This window comes from Pontibacter pudoricolor (genome assembly GCF_010092985.1).
GTDB lineage: Bacteria > Bacteroidota > Bacteroidia > Cytophagales > Hymenobacteraceae > Pontibacter > Pontibacter pudoricolor.
Window position 1 is genome coordinate 2,237,090 of sequence record NZ_CP048106.1, and the last position, 17,145, is coordinate 2,254,234.

Consider the following 17,145-nt stretch of genomic DNA (forward strand, 5'->3'; position numbering starts at 1 on the left):
TAAAACAAGTAAAGGGGCGATTCCAAAAGTCTCTATATCTATTTCCTGTTTGTGGCTTCAAAATATCCTCAATTGGTGCCAATGGGTGTGGATTCAAAACAAAAGACCTTCCTGAGCTATTATGTTTTGATTGAAGATTGATGTGAGAGGCTTGCTTGAATTAACCATAAACTTACGCTCAGGAGATTTCCTAGTCCCTTCGAAATCAGTAATGTAGTATGCTGATTTGTCATGAGGATCTTTGTCAATAGCTTCAATGATACCCTTCATAGAAGGGTGTTTCTTCCCTGTTAATTTGTTCAGGTTTTGGAAAATGCCTTTATGTTTTGTCTTGTTGACGAAATATATAGAAAAGTAGTTTTCGATATCTCCATTACCATTACCACCTTTTACATTCTCAGTAGCAAAGAAAAGTGCAACATTAATATTATAAGTCCAATCCATTAAAGGTGTTGGAGCACCATAGTGCTGTAAAATGCTTAGTACAGGAACATCTCTTTCTAAAGGGGTATAATCATATACATCAAAAACCTTTTTAATAAGGGGTTTACTTTTCGACCTTTCAACCAAGTCTTGAACATATCTTAAATAAGGTTTAGGATACCATTCTTCCATATCATTGGTAATCCATTGTCTCTGAGAAGAAGTAAAAAGCTTGTGTTTTGCTTCCTTCATCCCCCTATAAATGTAATCTTCTCTTGGGCCATGCTTATTATCTGAATTGAACCTATTAAACCAATGGTCAAACTCTTCTTTTGTGTTTATAATATTGTAATCAGTATAATCGAAGAATGAGTTTTTAGAATCTAAAGTTGCAAATTCTGGTAATCTAGCCATTATTGTTTAACCTGCTTTGTAAATAGTTTCCTGTAATTTGTAAAAGGCTTCAATCAATTTGTCAGCACCCCCAAAAACTTTTGCAGCCTCTTTAGGCGTACCCAAGTTGTTTAGCTTGATCAGCTCACCAAGCTTATCCCTTCTCAACTCCTGCACATCATCCTGCTCATAGCGTTTTAGAATGAATCTCAGGAAATCCTTCGCTTTCATGTTGTTATAAACATCAAGGAAGGTATCGCTCTCTGCGAGCTGTACACGCTGTGTTCTGGTAAGCATTTCAGTACTGTAGCTAAGGTAAGCCATCACATCGAAAATATCACTGTCTTTCGCACTCAGCATTTCACGCAATGTGTTTAGCTGCTCACTATCAAAGCCTTCCTGTTCGAGACTCTGTAATATTCCTTCGCGTGTATCAGGGTTAGACCACTTCTGTCTGAACTCCTGCTCATTAGAATAGAGCTGAGGCATAAAGCCTATCAGCTTTTCCAGGAACTCCTTGGCTGAGAGTGGTCTGCCATCAGCATCAATGTAACGCACTTCAATGTTGGTGACTTTCAGCTTTCGACCATTCGCCAGCTGTACTTCTACCTTTGTTGGTTTTGGCGGTGGGTCACCTCCACCCTCTTTGCCTTTCTTCCCCCTGTACTACCTGAGCCCCCTTTTCCACCAGCGCCTTCACTATCATCCTCTTCCCCACCTGCAGGCAGGCCATCCCATTCAGGATCGTAAAAAAGGTTGCTGGCCCCTGTAAAGTCTATTATGGTGAAGTAGTCCTTTCCATCAAATAGCCTGGTTCCTCTTCCTACAATCTGCTTGAACTCAACCATTGAGCCAATACTGCGCACAAGAATAATGTTGCGCACATTTCTAGCATCTACACCTGTCGTAAGCATTTGGGAGGATGTTAGGATAACAGGTATGTCCTTATCATTATCCTGAAACTTCTCCAACAACTGTTTCCCTAATTTGCCTTCATCGCTGGTGATACGCACGCAATAGTGTGGATCAGACACTTTCTTATGCTTGTTGATATAGTCACGCATAGTCAGGGCATGGGGCTGGTCAACACAGAAGATGATGGTTTTGTCCATCGTATTGATGTGCTTCAGAATGGTCTTTGCAATTAGCTCAGTACGTGCAGGTATTACAATGCTGCGCTCAAAGTCAGCAAGGTTATAGATAGATTTCTGGTGCTCGCCATATACCACTTTATCTTCCTTGTCTACTACATACTCATCTATATTTGTACTTATCCTTTTGACTTTATAAGGAGTTAAGAAACCATCGTTTATACCCTGCTTCAGCGAGTATTCATAAACAGGTTTTCCAAAGTAGTCATAGGTATCTACATTGTCCTGTCTTTTAGGGGTAGCTGTTAAACCAACATGCACCGCACCTTTAAAGTAATCCAAGATTGCTCTCCACGAACCTTCTTCGTTGGCTGATCCCCTGTGGCACTCGTCAATGATAATCATATCAAAGAAGTCAGGAGGATAGCATTTATAATATCCCCCTATGTTCTCTTTTTCAGCAATAGCCTGGTAAATGGCAAAAAAGATATTCGCATTGGTTGGCACAACGCCATTTCGCTTTCTAACCTCCTCACCATCTATCTTTACCAGATCCTTTTCAAAAGGGTTGAAAGTGTTAATCGCCTGATCAGCCAGTATGTTCCTGTCAGCGAGGAATAGCACTTTAGGTCTGCGAATATCACCTTCCAGATTCCAGCGTGTCTGAAACAGTTTATAGACGATTTGATAAGCGACAAAGGTTTTTCCTGTGCCAGTGGCTAGTGTTAATAGCACACGATCCTTCCCTTCAGCTATTGCCTCCAATACCTTGTTTACTGCAATGGTCTGATAATAGCGTGGTTGGTTGGTGCCAGAGATATCCAGTGGTTGAGTGAGCAGCTTCTCCTTGATAGGGTTACTAATAATACCTAACCTATTGTAGAGTTCATCAGGCGTTGGGAAAGAGTTCACATAATCGCCTTTTCCTGTCGTTACATCAAACTCATAATACTTTTTACCATTAGAACTGTAGACAAAACGTATATGCAGGTCCTTTGCATAATCAATTGCCTGTTGCAGTCCATCAGTTGGGTGCTTGTCCTCACGCTTTGCTTCAATGATAGCTAGGTGGGTATTCTTATGCTTTAAGAGGTAATCTACAAACTTGCGCTTCCCCCTTTTACTCCCTAATATCTTTCTGCCATCAGTAAAATAGTATTCTCTCTGAATATGCTCTATACCCCATGCACACTCTTTCAGTAAGGGGTCAATGTAATTGGCTCTGGTATCAGCTTCAGAATAGCCCATAGCGTAATGATATTTGTTTTCGCTAATTGTAGATTATCTCTAAAACTAATAAAAGTTTAAACAATTGACATTCTTAAGTATAGATTAAAAGGTATATTATATAGAATAACTTTTCCATCCCTAGCTGCAATATGATCTGATAAGCTCTTGCAATCAGCTGCTTCATTCAGTATTGCTAGTATCTGCTCAGGTTAAAGATACAATGGGTAGTAATTGAGAGGCAGATAGTAAACCTACCTCTCATACTTTACATCTTGTCTCGCAATGCTTTCATAGATTCAGCTATAAGGCGCATTTCTACTTTAGCATAAATCTGTGTAGTCTTTATGTTGTCATGCCCTAGCATCTGTTTTACCACCTCCATGGGTATCCCATTCTGCAGGGCTATGGTAGTTGCAAAGGTATGCCTTCCAATATGCACAGTAAGCTTCTTCCTAATCCCTACCAGATCACCTATCTCTTTTAGATAGGCGTTGAACTTCTGATTGGATGGTATAGGCAAAAGGTAACCAGTTGCTAATACCTTCTCATGGGCAGCGTACTTCTCAATAATAGCCTTTGCTGGTGGAAGAAGTGGTATGGCACAGGTGTTTCCTGTCTTTTGGCGCTCAGTGAATATCCACTCCTCTTCATCAACCCCAATACCTATGTTTCCCCTTCTAAGGTGTTTAGCGTCGATAAAGGCTAAACCTGTGTAACAGGTAAACAGAAACATATCTCTAATAATCTCTAGTCTCTCCACATCGAACTTGGCAGCTTCTAAGGTCTTTAATTCGCCTTCATTTAAAGGAAGCCTGATGACCTTATCCTTGCTCATTGAGTGCAGTAGAAAAGGGTCTTTGGGAATGTAGTCATACTTCAGGGCTATCTTCACTGATTTCTTCACCCTTTGTATATGCTTGATAGCGCCATTTTGCCTGCACTTGCCTTTTGTCTTCAGGTACAGCTCGAAGTCAGCTATAAAGCCATAGGAAAGGTTCTTTAGTTTGAAGTCCTGTAACTGGTACGCTTCTTCCAGGAACTTAATAATATGATTCTCAGTGGCCCTGTAAGCATTGTAACAGCTCAAGCTATACTCCACTCCTATCTTGGCATGTACGTCCCTTACAAGTTTGGAGAACACATCCAGTAAAGTAGGTTGTTTCTCTTCAATCCCAAGAATACCATTTTTAATAGCCGCTAGGGTAACGTCTTGATTTGCTTCAATGAGCTTATTATAGTGCTGTTTAGCCCTTAGCTTAAACAGGTCTATGGTATCGTTGATGGTTTTAACAAGGTCTGATCTTCCTTTCACCCTGCCTTTGGCAGCGTCCCAAAGCTCAGGCTTTATGTAGTGCTTAGTGGCTATTTCGCTGATATTGCCATCCAGCGTTACCCTGACCATCACTGGTATTTCACCTAGTTTGTTGGGCTTGTTTCTTCTGACCATCGCTAAGATGGAAAATGTGTGCTGTGTCTTCATGGTTCTTGCTCTTTAAGAGTACCACTTGAACACAATTAAACACTTGTAAACTAAATACTATCAGCAACTTACATCCTTTTCAGTGACCTAAAACATACTACAGTCTTAGGTCACTGGATTGGTCACTAAGAGATGGGGAGAAATAGAGAGAAAACAGCCTAAAAAGAAATAGCCGTAACTCGTTAAAGCTACGGCTATCGTAAAGTGCGCGCGGGGAGATTCGAACTCCCACACCCGAAGGCACCACCCCCTCAAGATGGCGTGTCTACCAATTTCACCACGTGCGCAGGTAAAAGGTGGATGCAAAAGTAAACACCTGCCCGCATATATGCAAATCGCATTTTAAGATAAATAAGTCACTATTCTGCTCATTATTTTAAGCAATCCATCCTTTAACAGAAAGCCAATCTTATAACTTAAATCCTATTTAAACCACCAGATTATCTCTATTTCGCTTGCTTTTTTAAAACATCCGAGTTAAGTCTGTTTTTTAGAACTATTTTATTCGAAACGGTTGTTGCAAATCAAACACACAGATTATTCGGTTGTTTTAAAACTAAAGTTCTGTAACATCAGGATGTAATGTTAGGACTTTTCAGAGGCAGTACGTAACTTTATCACGGAACCTCCTTTTCGGACCTCCGGTATGGCACAAAGGTAAAAGTACAAAAGAACATATGAGTATAGCGATAAAAGGATTAACTAAAGCATTTGGCAAGAAGCAGGTGCTGCAGGAACTGGACCTGACTATAGAAAGCGGTCAATGCTATTGTTTGTTAGGTAAGAACGGGGTTGGTAAAAGTACTTTCCTGAATGCTATACTCGATCTGATACAGCCGGATAAGGGCTCGATTGAGCTATACGGGAAGGGCTACAGCGCGAACCACCTGGAAGTAAAGCAAAACCAGGGTGCCCTATGCGAAGACAATCCGCTTATTGAAGAATTTACCGGCCTGGAGTACCTGAACTTCGTTTCTAAATTATACAACCTGCCTACTGCCGAAGCTGCCGAGCGCATTAAAAGCCTGACCAATTACTTTTTTACGGACCAGGAGTCGCTGCACAAGAACATTGCGGGCTACTCAACCGGCATGAAAAAAAGATTGGCATTGTGGCAGCCATCCTGCATAAACCTCAGGTATTGATACTGGATGAACCGTTTACCGGCCTGGACCCGATTGCGGCACAATTGCTTGTAAAGCTTATCCGAAGCTACTCTACTCCTAACCGTGTGGTTCTTATCTCGTCGCATGACCTGAACTATGTAGAGCGCATTGCCACACACATCGGCGTACTAAACGACGGACAACTGATGTACAATGGCTCGCTGCAGGAGTTTACCATGAACGGTGAAAACCTGATAGACCAGGCATTGTTCCAACTGCTCACCCCGCACCACCAGACCGCCGAAGCCGACTTCGAGTGGATGCTTACTTAAGTTAGAAAGTTTAGAAGTTAGAAGGTTAGAAAGTGATTTATACTTCCGACTCAAAACTCTCAACTCAAAACTCTTAACTATAGATAATGGATTTAGTACTGTTCTCGCTTCGGGCAAGACTCAACGGATTTTTCAGACAGAATAAACTACAGCGTGTATTACTGCTGGGTGGTGGCATTGTGCTGTCGGGTTTCTATGGCTGGCTGTTTTCGTATATGCTGGAGCAGGCACAGAACGGTGGCGACACAAGCGTTACTGAAGTGATCCGTTACATAAACCTGTTCGTGCTGGGCATTACAATTATCCGAGGTTTTTTTCCGGCGTATGTGCCCAAACTGGACCTGATCCCGCGCCTGTATCCTATAAATCCGCTGAAGCGTTTCTGGGTAGAGTTGCCGGTTGAGCTATTCTCTCCGTTTAATTTTGTGCTGGTAAACTTCCTGTTTTTGCTGTTTATCCTCTCGCCGAGCTATACGTTTATGTATTTGCTGCAGACAATGATCGTAATGTTTACAGCGCATGTTACCAAGCGGTCGTTGCAGGTGCTGGTAGAGCGTAAAATGCGATGGCTGCACCTGAATTTTATTTCTGCTGCTGTGCTGGCCGCTGCTTTTGTGGCGCTGCAGGCCCGGTTACCGATGTATAATCCTGCCAACGGCTGGATGGAACTGATCGTGCATTTAGCATCGTTGGGCTCTTTTCTGGGGGCAAACTATTTCCTGGAAATGGCAGCTATGGAGCCTAAGCGCAAGGTTGTAAACTATAGCCATAACAAACACCGCAGCCTGAGCTGGCGTTTATTTAAGAACTCGAAGCAGGCCCGTCAGTTATTACTTTTCGGACTTGGCCTTAAACTGATCATACTGGCTGCCGATGCTGCAGTTTATACCGCAAAAGGCATTCACATCTACGACAAAAACTTAACGATCTGGATCTTTTTTGGTCCGGCCATTATCTATAGTTATGTGTTTAACAACGTATGGGGATTTTATAAAAACCTGTGGCTTACGGTAGAGCGCACAACTGGCAGCGCGAAGGATTTCTTTAAGTCAAGCCTTATCCCGTTGCGGGTTCCGTTGCTGTTAGACGCTGCTTTTCTTGCGGCTTATATCGCTTTCTTTAACCACGAAGATGCCGTTTTCCTGGTGTTGATGTATACGGCTTCGGTACTGGTACTCACGCCGCTTGGCATACTGGCATCGTTTGTAAGCCCTAAGGTTGTTAAAGGCAGCATGATGAGCTTTAGTGCCAAAACATCTTACCTGTATAACATGCTGTCGCTGCTGCTGGTAGGCTTGCTGCTGTTGCCGTTGTTGCATCCGTTGCTGTACTTATTGTACCCTGTTCTGGTAGCTGTTTCCGTATTTGCCATGATAGCCGTGCTCCGGGAAAGCCGAAGGTATAAATATGAGCTTTTTGGTAAACTGTTTAAAGTAGACGCATAACTATAAACTATAGAAAAGAGCCCTTGCCTAAACCGCAGGGGCTTTTTTGTTTATGCTAACTGCACGTAAACTATAGCATCAACCCAAACTATAGTTGGTCAATTATTCCGCACTTCCATCCTGAAAATCTTACTTATCTTTGCAACTATAGCCAGAGCATAAAATTAAGATGAAAGATAAAGTTGTATTGATTACCGGTGGTACTTCAGGTATTGGCAAGGCATGTGCTTTTGCGTTTGGCAAGGCAGGCGCTAAAGTAGCCGTATCAGGCCGTAACCAGCAGAACCTGGACCAGACAAGCCAGGAACTGAGCGCAGCCGGAATTGAAAACGTAGCTATTAACGCTGATGTAAGCAAGGAGGAAGACTGCCAGCGTATGGTTCAGGAAACGGTAGATCGGTTCGGTAAACTGGATGTTCTGATCAATAATGCCGGTATATCGATGCGTGCCCTTTTCCAGGACCTCGACCTGGATGTGATCCGTAAAGTGATGGACATTAACTTCTGGGGTACGGTTTATACTACCAAGTTCGCTCTGCCATACATCATGCAGGCCAAAGGTTCTGTTATCGGTATTTCCTCTATTGCTGGGTATCGTGGTTTGCCAGCCCGTACGGGATATTCGGCATCTAAATTTGCCATGCACGGCTTCCTGGAAACACTCCGTACCGAGATGCTGCACAAAGGAGTGCATGTACTGATTGCTTGCCCTGGCTTTACAGCATCAAACATCCGCAATACGGCCCTGGCAGCCGACGGCCAGCAGCAAGGCGAATCGCCGCGCGACGAAGGAAATATGATGACGGCAGAAGAAGTAGCAGACCAGATCCTGAAAGCAACTATAAAACGCAAACGCGACCTTGTAATGACGTTCCAGGGTAAGCTAACCGTATTCCTTAACAAGTGGCTGCCTGGCCTTACAGACAAGCTGGTTTACAATGTAATGGCAAAAGAGAAAGATTCACCGCTGAAGTAAACTTAGACAATTTGACAAAGGACAAAGGATTTCAATTTATTGTAAGTCTTTTGTCCTTTGTCTTTTTAATCCTTTGTCAGGAAATTAAGGTAATTGCAGCAGGTTGTTTTTACGGATGTACGCGGTTTCGCCTTTCCATTTTATCTCGTACCAGATATCCTGCTCGCCGGTAACAGGTACTTTGTGGCCCTGCGAAACAGTAGCGACCCAGTTTGCCCCTGCCGATGGGGCAGACATAATGGCTACCTGGTCGTTCTTAATGATACCTCCGCGGCCCAGGTTCAGGAAATTGATATAGTAGAGAATGAACAGCAGGTACAGCACAAAGCCGGTTTTAAACGTACCGGTAAACTTATGCCCTTTCCGCCAGCTTACAACCATAACTGTTACGGTTACCACAGCAGCCAGCAGCATTAGCTCCAGCATGCGCATGTAGTATTTGCTGAACTGTGTCTTAAAGAACTGCAGGTCGTTGTATTCATAGCCGCTCAGGCGGTGTGCCTGTGCCAGCTCCTCCATCTTTTTAAGCACCGATCTGCTGGGTTGCTTGGTGTAGAACAGGTGCAGGTAATACATGGCGCCGGTGTAATCACGCAGGCCTTCTTTAATATACGCCATTTTCAGCAACATTTGCGGCGAGTAGCGTTGCTCTTTTTCCAGGATTTGCTCGTATAAAGTTAGCGCTTCGGTATAATGCTGCCGCTGAAACAAAGAATCTGCTTCAGCATACGAAATTTTATGTTCCTGACTATAAGCTGGTTTTAAAAACGAGAGCAAAAAAACGACTGAAAAGACAGATATTTTAAAACAAAGATTTTGCATTTAACCAGATTGCTGTTACTTTTGCATCGCAATTAAGGGGAACGTCCCTTAGCAATGCAAGTTAATAAAAAGATTCTGTAGCTCAGCTGGTAGAGCAATACACTTTTAATGTATGGGTCCTGGGTTCGAATCCCAGCGGGATCACAAAAAATGCGAGAGCCTTTTCTGAACGAGAAGGCTTTTCGTTTCTAATGCATCAGCAGGATGTGTTAAAATAAAAATATAGAATTTAGTTTGATATTCTGAACTAAGATTCTAATTTTGCACTCCCATTTAAGGGAAACATGTAGTACCGATTCTGTAGCTCAGCTGGTAGAGCAATACACTTTTAATGTATGGGTCCTGGGTTCGAATCCCAGCGGGATCACAAGATAAAAAGCCACTCTTAACCGAGTGGCTTTTTTTGTTTTCAGACGCGTTGGGTTTTCCCTCTTGGAAAGTTGACCTGCTCCTGCCCTCAAATACCTCACTTCATCCCTCTCCTTTTGAGGAGACCCCTAACTCGAAACAGGAGCGTGAAATTTGTCTGAATCAGGATTTGCAGGATTAATGGGATAAAGGAAATTGCTATAGTTGGAGGTATAGTTCTATAGTTGGCGTTTTACCCCTTCCCAACCTTCCCCTTTTATCGAGGGCCCCTACCCCCAAAACAGGGGAAGGAGCTTTCCAGCAGTCGCTATAGTTGAAGCTATCGTTTTATAGTTGCGGTTTTAACCCACCCCTGCCCCTCCCGAGAGGGGAATTTCTGCATTTGCTATAGTTGAGAGCTATAGTTCTATAGTTTCCGTTTGTCATCCCCCTGCCCCTTCGAAGGGGGACTTTTATGGCTTTGCTATAGTTAGCGGCTATAGTTCTATAGTTATAGACCAGGATCGGACAGGTCGCTACCTGTCTCTACGGAACTATAGCCACGATAAGGCGATGCAACTATAGCAGTTCCAACTATAGTTAAAGCAGTTACTATCGAACTGATCTCAGTCTTTGGGTTGAGCGCCTTGTGAATGTCTGGTGGCGTAGCCATTGCGAGGCACGAGCAAAAGAGATTCGCGCAGCGCGATGCCCAAAGACGGGGCCTCCCGGCCGTGAGGGCACCAAAGTTAATTTGAAACTGTAGGTTGTTAGAGCTCCCAGGATTAAAGAAGGCTATGAAATAGAAGGCCTGGGTTGAAAAGTAGTGTAGCAAACTATAGAATTCAGATTTCTCCTCACGTCGAAATGACAAAAGAGAAACTATAGAACGATAGCAGGGTTCCTTCCCCTGTTTTGGGGTAGGGGCCTCGAAAAAGGCGAAGGTTGGAAAGGGTAAAATCAAGCTCTATAAGAAACTTCGGGCACTTCCAACTATATTAATAACTCCCATTATACTTCCTTACAAACCACTCAACAGTAATCAGCACCAACACTACAAAGAACAGCCATTTCATATCTACAATATCACGGATATCTTCCGTGCTGTCGATAACGGGTTTATGGTTGGCTTTTAGGATATCCTGCTCCATTTGGTCTAAAGTACCGGGGAAGTAAAGATTTGAACCTGTGTTGCTGGCGAGTTGATAAAGCAGGTTATGGTCTGCTACAGCGTGCAGGGCTTCCAGTTGCAATTCCTCCACCATAAATTCACCCTTATCCTGTTGAAGGGAACCATTGATGCGGGCAGTGGCTGAGTAGGTATAGCGCCCGCCGGGTAAGGTACCGATATTTACGCCCGCCGGGTTCTCACCGTTAGCAAACGTAAACGACTTTGTCTGCCCTGCTTCGTCTGTTATCTTTAAGGTAATATTTTGCCCATAGATCGGTTCTAAGGCTTCGTTGTAGGCTTCGGCTTCAAAGTTGATCTCATCGTTGCTGGTATAGTCGTTCTGGGCAGGGTAAACGTTCAGGCGCTTCTTGTTACGAGGCGCACTCAGCAATTGCACCAGGTTGGTAATGAGCTTATCGTAAACGACCGGATTCTGATTGTTGGCTGCTTCAGCAATGCGCCATTGCCAGGTGCCGGATGCAAGCAGCGTGGCGTTGCGGGTATTGCCAGTTGTTTGTACGGTTAGTAAGGGTTTGGTTGTTTTTACGCGGCCAACCTGCTGGTATAGTACAGTCTCAGTGTTTGGTGCCAGTTGGTAATCGCCGAAAGGAACAGATGCAGGTGGATATTGCTGCAACCGCTCTGATGCTTCATCAGCCACTTTAAACGTACTGAAATTAGGGTTAATAGCCGTAGTTACTTCGTCGGCTTGCCCGGTTGTACTGACTCTTACGCCGGCATTTAGTTTATTGAAATCCTGGATATCGCTTTGCGGACCCAGAATATAAAGGCTGGGAATATTTTTCTGCCGCACTAATCGCAAGGCAGCATCACCACCGGCTGTTCTGCCGGGCAACTGGTGCAGAATAGCCACATCATAATCCAACTGCTTCAGCTGCGTCAGGCCTGGTATAAACAGTTCTGTTTCGTAGTTTTCATTGGTCTCGATGGCAGCACGCAGGGCATTAATATCCGGGTGCGGGGCTGCGGCGGCGATCAGAATCTTTATCTTACCTTTTACTACATCAATATAAGCATGTTTGGTGTTGTTGATGGCTGTAAACTCGCCCTGCTGCGGCATTACTTCCACTTCGTAATGACGCTTACCCAAGCCACCCGCCATTACCTGGAAAGGCACCTGCTGCACAGCCTGCCCCTGCTTTAAAACTATAGTTTTACGGTCTATCGGTTTACCATTCTCTTTCAACGTAACTGCTACTATCCGCCCATCAAACCCGCGATGCTCCAACTCGGCTTCCAGCGGAAAACGATTGCCACTATAGGTAACTTTATTGTAACGCAACGATGCTAAAACAATATCCTTTTTAGGAACGGTGTCGCCGACAGCTACCGGGTAAATGCTATAGTTATAGTTGGCGTAAGTTGGCGATACTCCCTGGTTTACAATACCGTCTGAGAGCAACACGACGCCTGCCAGGTTCTGGCTACTATAATCGTTGCGGATGTTTTGTAACAGCTGGCTCAGGTTGGTTACAGGCGATGAGAACTGCAGTTGCTCCAGTGTTGCGGGTTTAGTCGTATCGCTTAGTGTTCGTATTTCGGTTTCGTAGCCGGCGTTCTGCAGTCTGGTAACTATAGTTTGCAATTTTGCCTCTGCCTGCTGCAGTTGCACCGAATCCGAAAACAGCTTAACCGACTGCGAGTTATCCATCGCAAAAACTATAGTTGGTTTTATAGTTGTGTTGGAGATGTAGCGCACCATAGGCCCCAGCAACAGAAAGCACAGAAAGCTCACTACCAGGAAACGTACCGCCGCTAAACTATAGTTTATACTCTTAGGCCACGGCGCACGCTTGCTATACAGCAGCCACGCATACAGAACGCCTACCGCCAGGCAGGCAACTATAAGCCAGGGAGAATAAGTGGTTATAAGTCGGAAACTGTTCAAATTTCTAATTACGGTTTACGATTGGTCATCTTTGAAACTAAAGATAAACGAAAAAGACCAATGCTGCTAACGATAACGTTACCGCAATGGTCTTCATATAGTTTTAGGAACTATAAATTAAATTACTTTCTCTACCTGCCTCCCGTTTTTCCGGACCTGATCCTGGAGTTAAGCACATCTGTATAGCGATAATGCCCTGTTGCCTTAACCTGGTGGTTAGTATAAGTTACTTTTACCAGTTCCGTGCCGAGCCAATGGCCCAATGTTCTATTGTATTTCTTTTTCGATTCGAGCACAAATTCATTTCCGTTTACAGTTCTTACACGCAGCCCTTCTTTCTTCAGCGATTCTATAGTCCATTCCGTTACCGCCGCTGCATTCTTTAACCCTGACACACAAAACTGGTGTTGGCGCGACGAGTACGCATGAATTACCGAACACATAACCGGGAAAAGCACAATAACAGGCCAGCTACCATCCAAGTAACTATAGATTGAGGCGTCTCCGAGGATAGAGGCAAGCAGATAGAATGCTCCGCCCGCCAACGCATATAATACTACTATAACCAGCATCGACAGAACGATCTGCAGAAACTTAGGGCGGTAAGAAATAACAGTGGATCGCATAGGCTCTTACATTAATGGTAGAAACTATAACACGGAGGTATTTCTGGCCGGAAAAGATAAAGACCAATATTGCTAACGTAAATCAGCAACATTGGTCTTTATTCTAGTATAAATTTTATTATTTAATTTATACTTTATAGTTAATCTAAATTAGGTTAGCATACCGCCATCTACCTGCAACACCTGGCCGGTAATGTAAGATGACTGGTCTGAAGCAAGGAACACAGCACAGTTAGCTACATCTTCCGGGGTACCACCGCGCTTTAACGGAATTGCCTTTCTCCACTCGTCTACCACCTTCTGATCCAGCTCGCCGGTCATTTCAGTTTCGATAAAGCCTGGGGCAATAGCGTTGCAACGGATATTACGGGAGCCTAACTCCAGTGCAACAGATTTTGTAAAGCCAATGCTACCAGCTTTAGAGGCCGCATAATTTGCCTGGCCTGCGTTGCCTTTAATACCTACCACCGATGTAATGTTGATGATAGTGCCATACTTGGCGCGCATCATGTGTTTGGTAGCGCCTTTGGTCAGGTTAAAAACAGATTTCAGGTTGGTGTTGATCACGGCATCCCACTGGTCTTCGGTCATGCGCATCAGCAAACCGTCGCGGGTAATACCGGCATTGTTCACCAGGATGTCGATCTTGCCAAAGTCAGCTACTACATCTTCAATCAGTTTGTCGGCCTGCGCAATGTCAGAAGCATCGGAGCGATAGCCTTTTGCTTTGCCGCCGTTGGCAGTCAGTTCCTGCTCAAGGGCCTGGCCTTTTTCAACACTTGATAAGTAGGTAAATGCTACCTGCGCGCCTTCTTCCACAAACTTCTGTGCAATGGCACGTCCTATTCCTTTAGATGCCCCGGTTACCAGAGCTATTTTTCCTTCTAATGCTTTCATAAGCTCCAAAGTTATAAAAGATTTTTTAATAGGATGACACCACTTCCGAGAAGGCCCCTAAAAGAACTATAAATTACTGAACTATAACTACATAGCAAAACAACTACATAAGTATAGTACAATCGCACTTTACAACAAGTACAACTTAAATACTATATCTACTATATAAAAAACCACTGTAACTTATTTATAATCTGATTATTGTATTGCAAACAATTTTTATTTCTATTGTTTAAGCCATATTTTCGTGTCGATTTTCAACCAAAGGCCACAGTAATGTTCAAACGTAGTATCGGATTAGCTATCCTGGTAGCTGTATCCCTGCTCGTGTTTTTCACGGTAGTTCAAAACCTGACTTTCGAGAAAGCCAGCGCTCAAAGTAAACCAAACCCGGTAGCAAAGCCTTCGCCGGAACCCGAAGCAAAGGCTCCTGCTCCTGTCGTGTACGGCATCCCAACCGATTCTCTGGAGATTGTAGAGGCTACTGTGGAACGTGGTGAAAACCTTTCGGAAATTCTCGACAACTATAACATTTCGCTGACTACCATTTCGGAACTAGCCAAAAAATCGAAGCCCGTATTTAATGTGCGCCGCATCAGCGCCAACCGCAACTATACCATCCTGCACCTCCCCGATTCGGGCAAAACCGCCCAGTATTTTATTTATGAGCCCAGCGAAACCGAATATGTGATCTACGACCTGCGGAAAGAGTTGAATGTAACGCTGGAAAAACGCAGAATTGATACCGTTGAAAGAGCCATTGCCGGTATTATTCAGAACTCCTTGTTTGTGGCATTAACCGAGGCTGGTGGTTCAGCGCAACTAGTAAACCATTTTGCCGATATTTATGCCTGGCGCCTCGATCTGAACCGCCTGCAACCCGGCGATAAGTTTAAACTGATCTATGACGAACATGTGGTGAATGGTAAAACGATCGGTTTCGGGAAGATAAAATCAGCTTATTTTGAGCACGAGGGCAAAGAACTATATGCCATCGGTTTTGACCAGGGCAAAGGCATAGGTTATTACGACCAGGAAGGGAAAAGCCTGAAAAGAGCTTTCCTGCGTGAGCCGCTGGAGTTTAGCCGTATCAGTTCCCGTTTCTCAAAAAGCCGTTTCCATCCGGTGCAAAAGCGTTACAAACCACACCTGGGCACCGACTTTGCAGCCCGCCACGGCACACCGATCCGTACGGTTGGCGACGGTATCGTTTTAGAAGCAAAATATACCCGCGGCAATGGCTATTATGTAAAGATCAAGCATAATAAAACTTACACCACGCAGTACCTGCACATGTCTAAGTTCGCAAGAGGAGTAAGAACAGGCTCCCGCGTAAAGCAAGGCCAGACAATTGGCTATGTAGGCAGCACCGGCCTGGCAACAGGTCCACACTTATGTTACCGCTTCTGGAAAAACGGCAAACAGGTAGATGCCCTGAGAGTTAAATTACCATCTGCCGACCCGGTTAAGAAAAGCAAACTGGATGAGTTTGAACAACTGAAAGAAGCAACTATAAACCAGATGCAGGCCATTAACTTTGATGGCACGCAGCAACCGGAACTACTGGCTTCGGATAAACAGGAAACTCAAAAAGGAGCTTAATTAAGAATGTTATAGTGAAACACAGGAAGGGCGCAGCTTATAGTTGCGTTTTTCCTGTTTTAAGCAGTTAACTATTGCTTATAGTTTACCAGATCGATATTGCAATTCAGTCTGGCTTCAGATTCAACTATAGTTCATAACCAACAAGGCTGCTCGCGTTTTGATCCGGGTATTTCAGGGGCAATTCTTATAGTTATATTTCGTAATTTTGCAGCCAATCCATTTAAGATAGAACTATGAGCGAACTAACTCCACTAAGCGAAATAGGTGAGTTTGGACTGATCAGACGCATAAAAGAGCATGTGGTTTTGCAACATGCCTCAACTATAAAAGGAATCGGCGATGATGCAGCAATATTAGAGCCGGAAGAAAAGCAGTTGGTCGTAACCAGTGACATGCTGCTGGAAGGCGTACATTTCGACCTTACTTTCTGCCCGTTAAAGCACCTGGGTTATAAAGCTGTAGCAGTTAACGTGTCGGATATTGCTGCCATGAACGCAAAGCCTACCCAGATTACGGTGAACATTGCCGTTGGCGCACGCTACACCGTAGAGGCGATAGATGAACTATACGAAGGTATACGGCTGGCCTGCGAGAACTATAAAGTTGACCTGGTGGGTGGTGATACGACATCATCCAGAGCCGGTTTAGTGATAAGTATTACAGCCATTGGGGAAGTAGCGAAAGGCGAAGCAGTACTACGCAGCGGCGCTAAAGTAAACGACCTGATCTGTTTAACCGGTGATATTGGCGCGGCTTATTTGGGTTTACAGGTACTGGAGCGCGAAAAGCAAGCCTTTATGGCAGACCCTGAAATGCAGCCGCAACTCGAGAGCCACGAATATATAGTTGGCCGCCAGCTCCGCCCGGAAGCCCGCATGGATGTAATTCACGAACTAAAAGAGCTTAACATTAAACCAACTTCCATGATCGACGTGTCGGATGGGTTGGCTTCGGAGCTGATGCATATTTGTTCGCAGTCTGGAGTAGGCGCTACCATTTACCGCGAAAACCTGCCTGCCGACGAACAGATGCTGGAAGCTGCCATGGAATTTAACCTGGACCCCGTAATGTGTATGCTGAATGGCGGCGAAGACTATGAATTGCTCTTTACTGTTCCGCTTTCAGATTACGATAAATTAAAGAACCACCCGGATATCAGCATCATCGGCAAAATAACCGAAGCCAGCGATGGCATAAACATGGCCAACAAACACGGCCAGTCGTTCCCGCTAAAAGCCCAGGGCTGGACGCACTTTTAGGTTTTGTTGACGAAGAATAGCATTTACAAACA

General features: G+C 44.3%; 15 protein-coding genes and 3 tRNA genes. 8 read left to right on the plus strand and 10 right to left on the minus strand.

Going from position 1 to position 17,145, the window contains the following annotated elements:
- Positions 1–93 precede the first annotated feature (93 nt).
- From GSQ66_RS09620 to GSQ66_RS09635, 5 genes are all read right to left on the minus strand, one after another.
- Positions 94–837, minus strand: coding sequence for an FRG domain-containing protein (locus tag GSQ66_RS09620; RefSeq protein ID WP_162427278.1), 744 nt, complete (start codon positions 835–837; stop codon positions 94–96).
- 6 nt (positions 838–843) lie between these two features.
- Entirely contained in the window at positions 844–1,374 is a 531-nt protein-coding gene (locus GSQ66_RS18790; RefSeq protein ID WP_202923329.1) for a type I restriction-modification enzyme R subunit C-terminal domain-containing protein, read from the minus strand.
- A gap of 47 nt (positions 1,375–1,421) precedes the next feature.
- A complete protein-coding gene (hsdR, locus tag GSQ66_RS09625) occupies positions 1,422–3,155 on the minus strand; it encodes an EcoAI/FtnUII family type I restriction enzme subunit R (RefSeq protein ID WP_202923330.1) in 1,734 nt (577 codons plus the stop codon).
- A 247-nt stretch (positions 3,156–3,402) separates the two neighbouring features.
- The gene (locus GSQ66_RS09630; protein WP_162427279.1) at positions 3,403–4,617 is read right to left on the minus strand and encodes a site-specific integrase; all 1,215 of its coding nucleotides are present in this window, start codon (positions 4,615–4,617) and stop codon (positions 3,403–3,405) included.
- 205 nt (positions 4,618–4,822) lie between these two features.
- Positions 4,823–4,904, minus strand: a tRNA-Leu gene (locus tag GSQ66_RS09635).
- 390 nt (positions 4,905–5,294) lie between these two features.
- Between GSQ66_RS09635 and GSQ66_RS18945 the strand changes: the two genes are divergently transcribed.
- The 4 genes from GSQ66_RS18945 to GSQ66_RS09650 all read left to right on the plus strand — a co-directional run bounded on the left by GSQ66_RS18945 (position 5,295) and on the right by GSQ66_RS09650 (position 8,476).
- Positions 5,295–5,762, plus strand: coding sequence for an ATP-binding cassette domain-containing protein (locus GSQ66_RS18945; RefSeq protein ID WP_238395628.1), 468 nt, complete (start codon positions 5,295–5,297; stop codon positions 5,760–5,762).
- Positions 5,729–6,055, plus strand: coding sequence for an AAA family ATPase (locus GSQ66_RS18950; RefSeq protein WP_238395629.1), 327 nt, complete (start codon positions 5,729–5,731; stop codon positions 6,053–6,055). Before GSQ66_RS18945 ends, GSQ66_RS18950 begins: the two co-directional genes overlap by 34 nt.
- Positions 6,056–6,141: 86 nt before the next feature.
- On the plus strand, positions 6,142–7,500 hold the full coding sequence (locus GSQ66_RS09645) for a hypothetical protein (protein ID WP_162427280.1): 1,359 nt from the start codon (positions 6,142–6,144) through the stop codon (positions 7,498–7,500).
- Positions 7,501–7,669: 169 nt separating this feature from the next.
- Complete coding sequence (locus GSQ66_RS09650; RefSeq protein WP_202923331.1) at positions 7,670–8,476, plus strand: SDR family oxidoreductase; 807 nt, start codon at positions 7,670–7,672, stop codon at positions 8,474–8,476.
- An 84-nt stretch (positions 8,477–8,560) separates the two neighbouring features.
- Here GSQ66_RS09650 and GSQ66_RS09655 read toward each other — a convergent pair whose 3' ends face one another.
- The gene (locus tag GSQ66_RS09655) at positions 8,561–9,253 is read right to left on the minus strand and encodes an SH3 domain-containing protein (protein WP_238395630.1); all 693 of its coding nucleotides are present in this window, start codon (positions 9,251–9,253) and stop codon (positions 8,561–8,563) included.
- 116 nt (positions 9,254–9,369) lie between these two features.
- Between GSQ66_RS09655 and GSQ66_RS09660 the strand changes: the two genes are divergently transcribed.
- Positions 9,370–9,442 (plus strand) — tRNA-Lys (locus GSQ66_RS09660).
- Positions 9,443–9,592: 150 nt separating this feature from the next.
- Positions 9,593–9,665: transfer RNA gene (locus tag GSQ66_RS09665), tRNA-Lys, on the plus strand.
- A 492-nt stretch (positions 9,666–10,157) separates the two neighbouring features.
- On the opposite strand, the gene GSQ66_RS09670 is transcribed toward GSQ66_RS09665, so the two are convergent.
- The 4 genes from GSQ66_RS09670 to fabG form a co-directional block, all read right to left on the minus strand.
- Positions 10,158–10,319, minus strand: a complete 162-nt coding sequence (locus GSQ66_RS09670; RefSeq protein ID WP_162427282.1) for a hypothetical protein — start codon at positions 10,317–10,319, stop codon at positions 10,158–10,160.
- 325 nt (positions 10,320–10,644) lie between these two features.
- Positions 10,645–12,726, minus strand: a complete 2,082-nt coding sequence (locus GSQ66_RS09675) for a VWA domain-containing protein (RefSeq protein WP_162427283.1) — start codon at positions 12,724–12,726, stop codon at positions 10,645–10,647.
- A 131-nt stretch (positions 12,727–12,857) separates the two neighbouring features.
- Positions 12,858–13,352, minus strand: coding sequence for a hypothetical protein (locus GSQ66_RS09680; RefSeq protein WP_162427284.1), 495 nt, complete (start codon positions 13,350–13,352; stop codon positions 12,858–12,860).
- A gap of 150 nt (positions 13,353–13,502) precedes the next feature.
- Positions 13,503–14,249, minus strand: a complete 747-nt coding sequence (gene fabG / locus GSQ66_RS09685; protein WP_162427285.1) for a 3-oxoacyl-[acyl-carrier-protein] reductase — start codon at positions 14,247–14,249, stop codon at positions 13,503–13,505.
- A 276-nt stretch (positions 14,250–14,525) separates the two neighbouring features.
- On the opposite strand from fabG, the gene GSQ66_RS09690 reads away from it, so the two are divergent.
- The gene (locus GSQ66_RS09690) at positions 14,526–15,851 is read left to right on the plus strand and encodes a peptidoglycan DD-metalloendopeptidase family protein (protein WP_162427286.1); all 1,326 of its coding nucleotides are present in this window, start codon (positions 14,526–14,528) and stop codon (positions 15,849–15,851) included.
- Positions 15,852–16,087: 236 nt separating this feature from the next.
- Positions 16,088–17,113: a thiamine-phosphate kinase gene (gene thiL / locus GSQ66_RS09695; RefSeq protein WP_162427287.1), complete on the plus strand. Its 1,026-nt coding sequence runs from the start codon at positions 16,088–16,090 to the stop codon at positions 17,111–17,113.
- Positions 17,114–17,145: the final 32 nt, after the last annotated feature.

Bases quoted from the DNA above. Each gene is read 5' to 3' on its own strand.
- thiL (WP_162427287.1), top strand. From the start codon at position 16,088: ATGAGCGAACTAACTCCACTAAGCGAAATAGGTGAGTTTGGACTGATC.
- hsdR (WP_202923330.1), bottom strand. From the start codon at position 3,155: ATGGGCTATTCTGAAGCTGATACCAGAGCCAATTACATTGACCCCTTA.
- GSQ66_RS09680 (WP_162427284.1), bottom strand. From the start codon at position 13,352: ATGCGATCCACTGTTATTTCTTACCGCCCTAAGTTTCTGCAGATCGTT.
- fabG (WP_162427285.1), bottom strand. From the start codon at position 14,249: ATGAAAGCATTAGAAGGAAAAATAGCTCTGGTAACCGGGGCATCTAAA.
- GSQ66_RS09620 (WP_162427278.1), bottom strand. From the start codon at position 837: ATGGCTAGATTACCAGAATTTGCAACTTTAGATTCTAAAAACTCATTC.
- GSQ66_RS09670 (WP_162427282.1), bottom strand. From the start codon at position 10,319: ATGGCTACGCCACCAGACATTCACAAGGCGCTCAACCCAAAGACTGAG.
- GSQ66_RS09645 (WP_162427280.1), top strand. From the start codon at position 6,142: ATGGATTTAGTACTGTTCTCGCTTCGGGCAAGACTCAACGGATTTTTC.
- GSQ66_RS09630 (WP_162427279.1), bottom strand. From the start codon at position 4,617: ATGAAGACACAGCACACATTTTCCATCTTAGCGATGGTCAGAAGAAAC.
- GSQ66_RS09690 (WP_162427286.1), top strand. From the start codon at position 14,526: ATGTTCAAACGTAGTATCGGATTAGCTATCCTGGTAGCTGTATCCCTG.
- GSQ66_RS18945 (WP_238395628.1), top strand. From the start codon at position 5,295: ATGAGTATAGCGATAAAAGGATTAACTAAAGCATTTGGCAAGAAGCAG.
- GSQ66_RS09650 (WP_202923331.1), top strand. From the start codon at position 7,670: ATGAAAGATAAAGTTGTATTGATTACCGGTGGTACTTCAGGTATTGGC.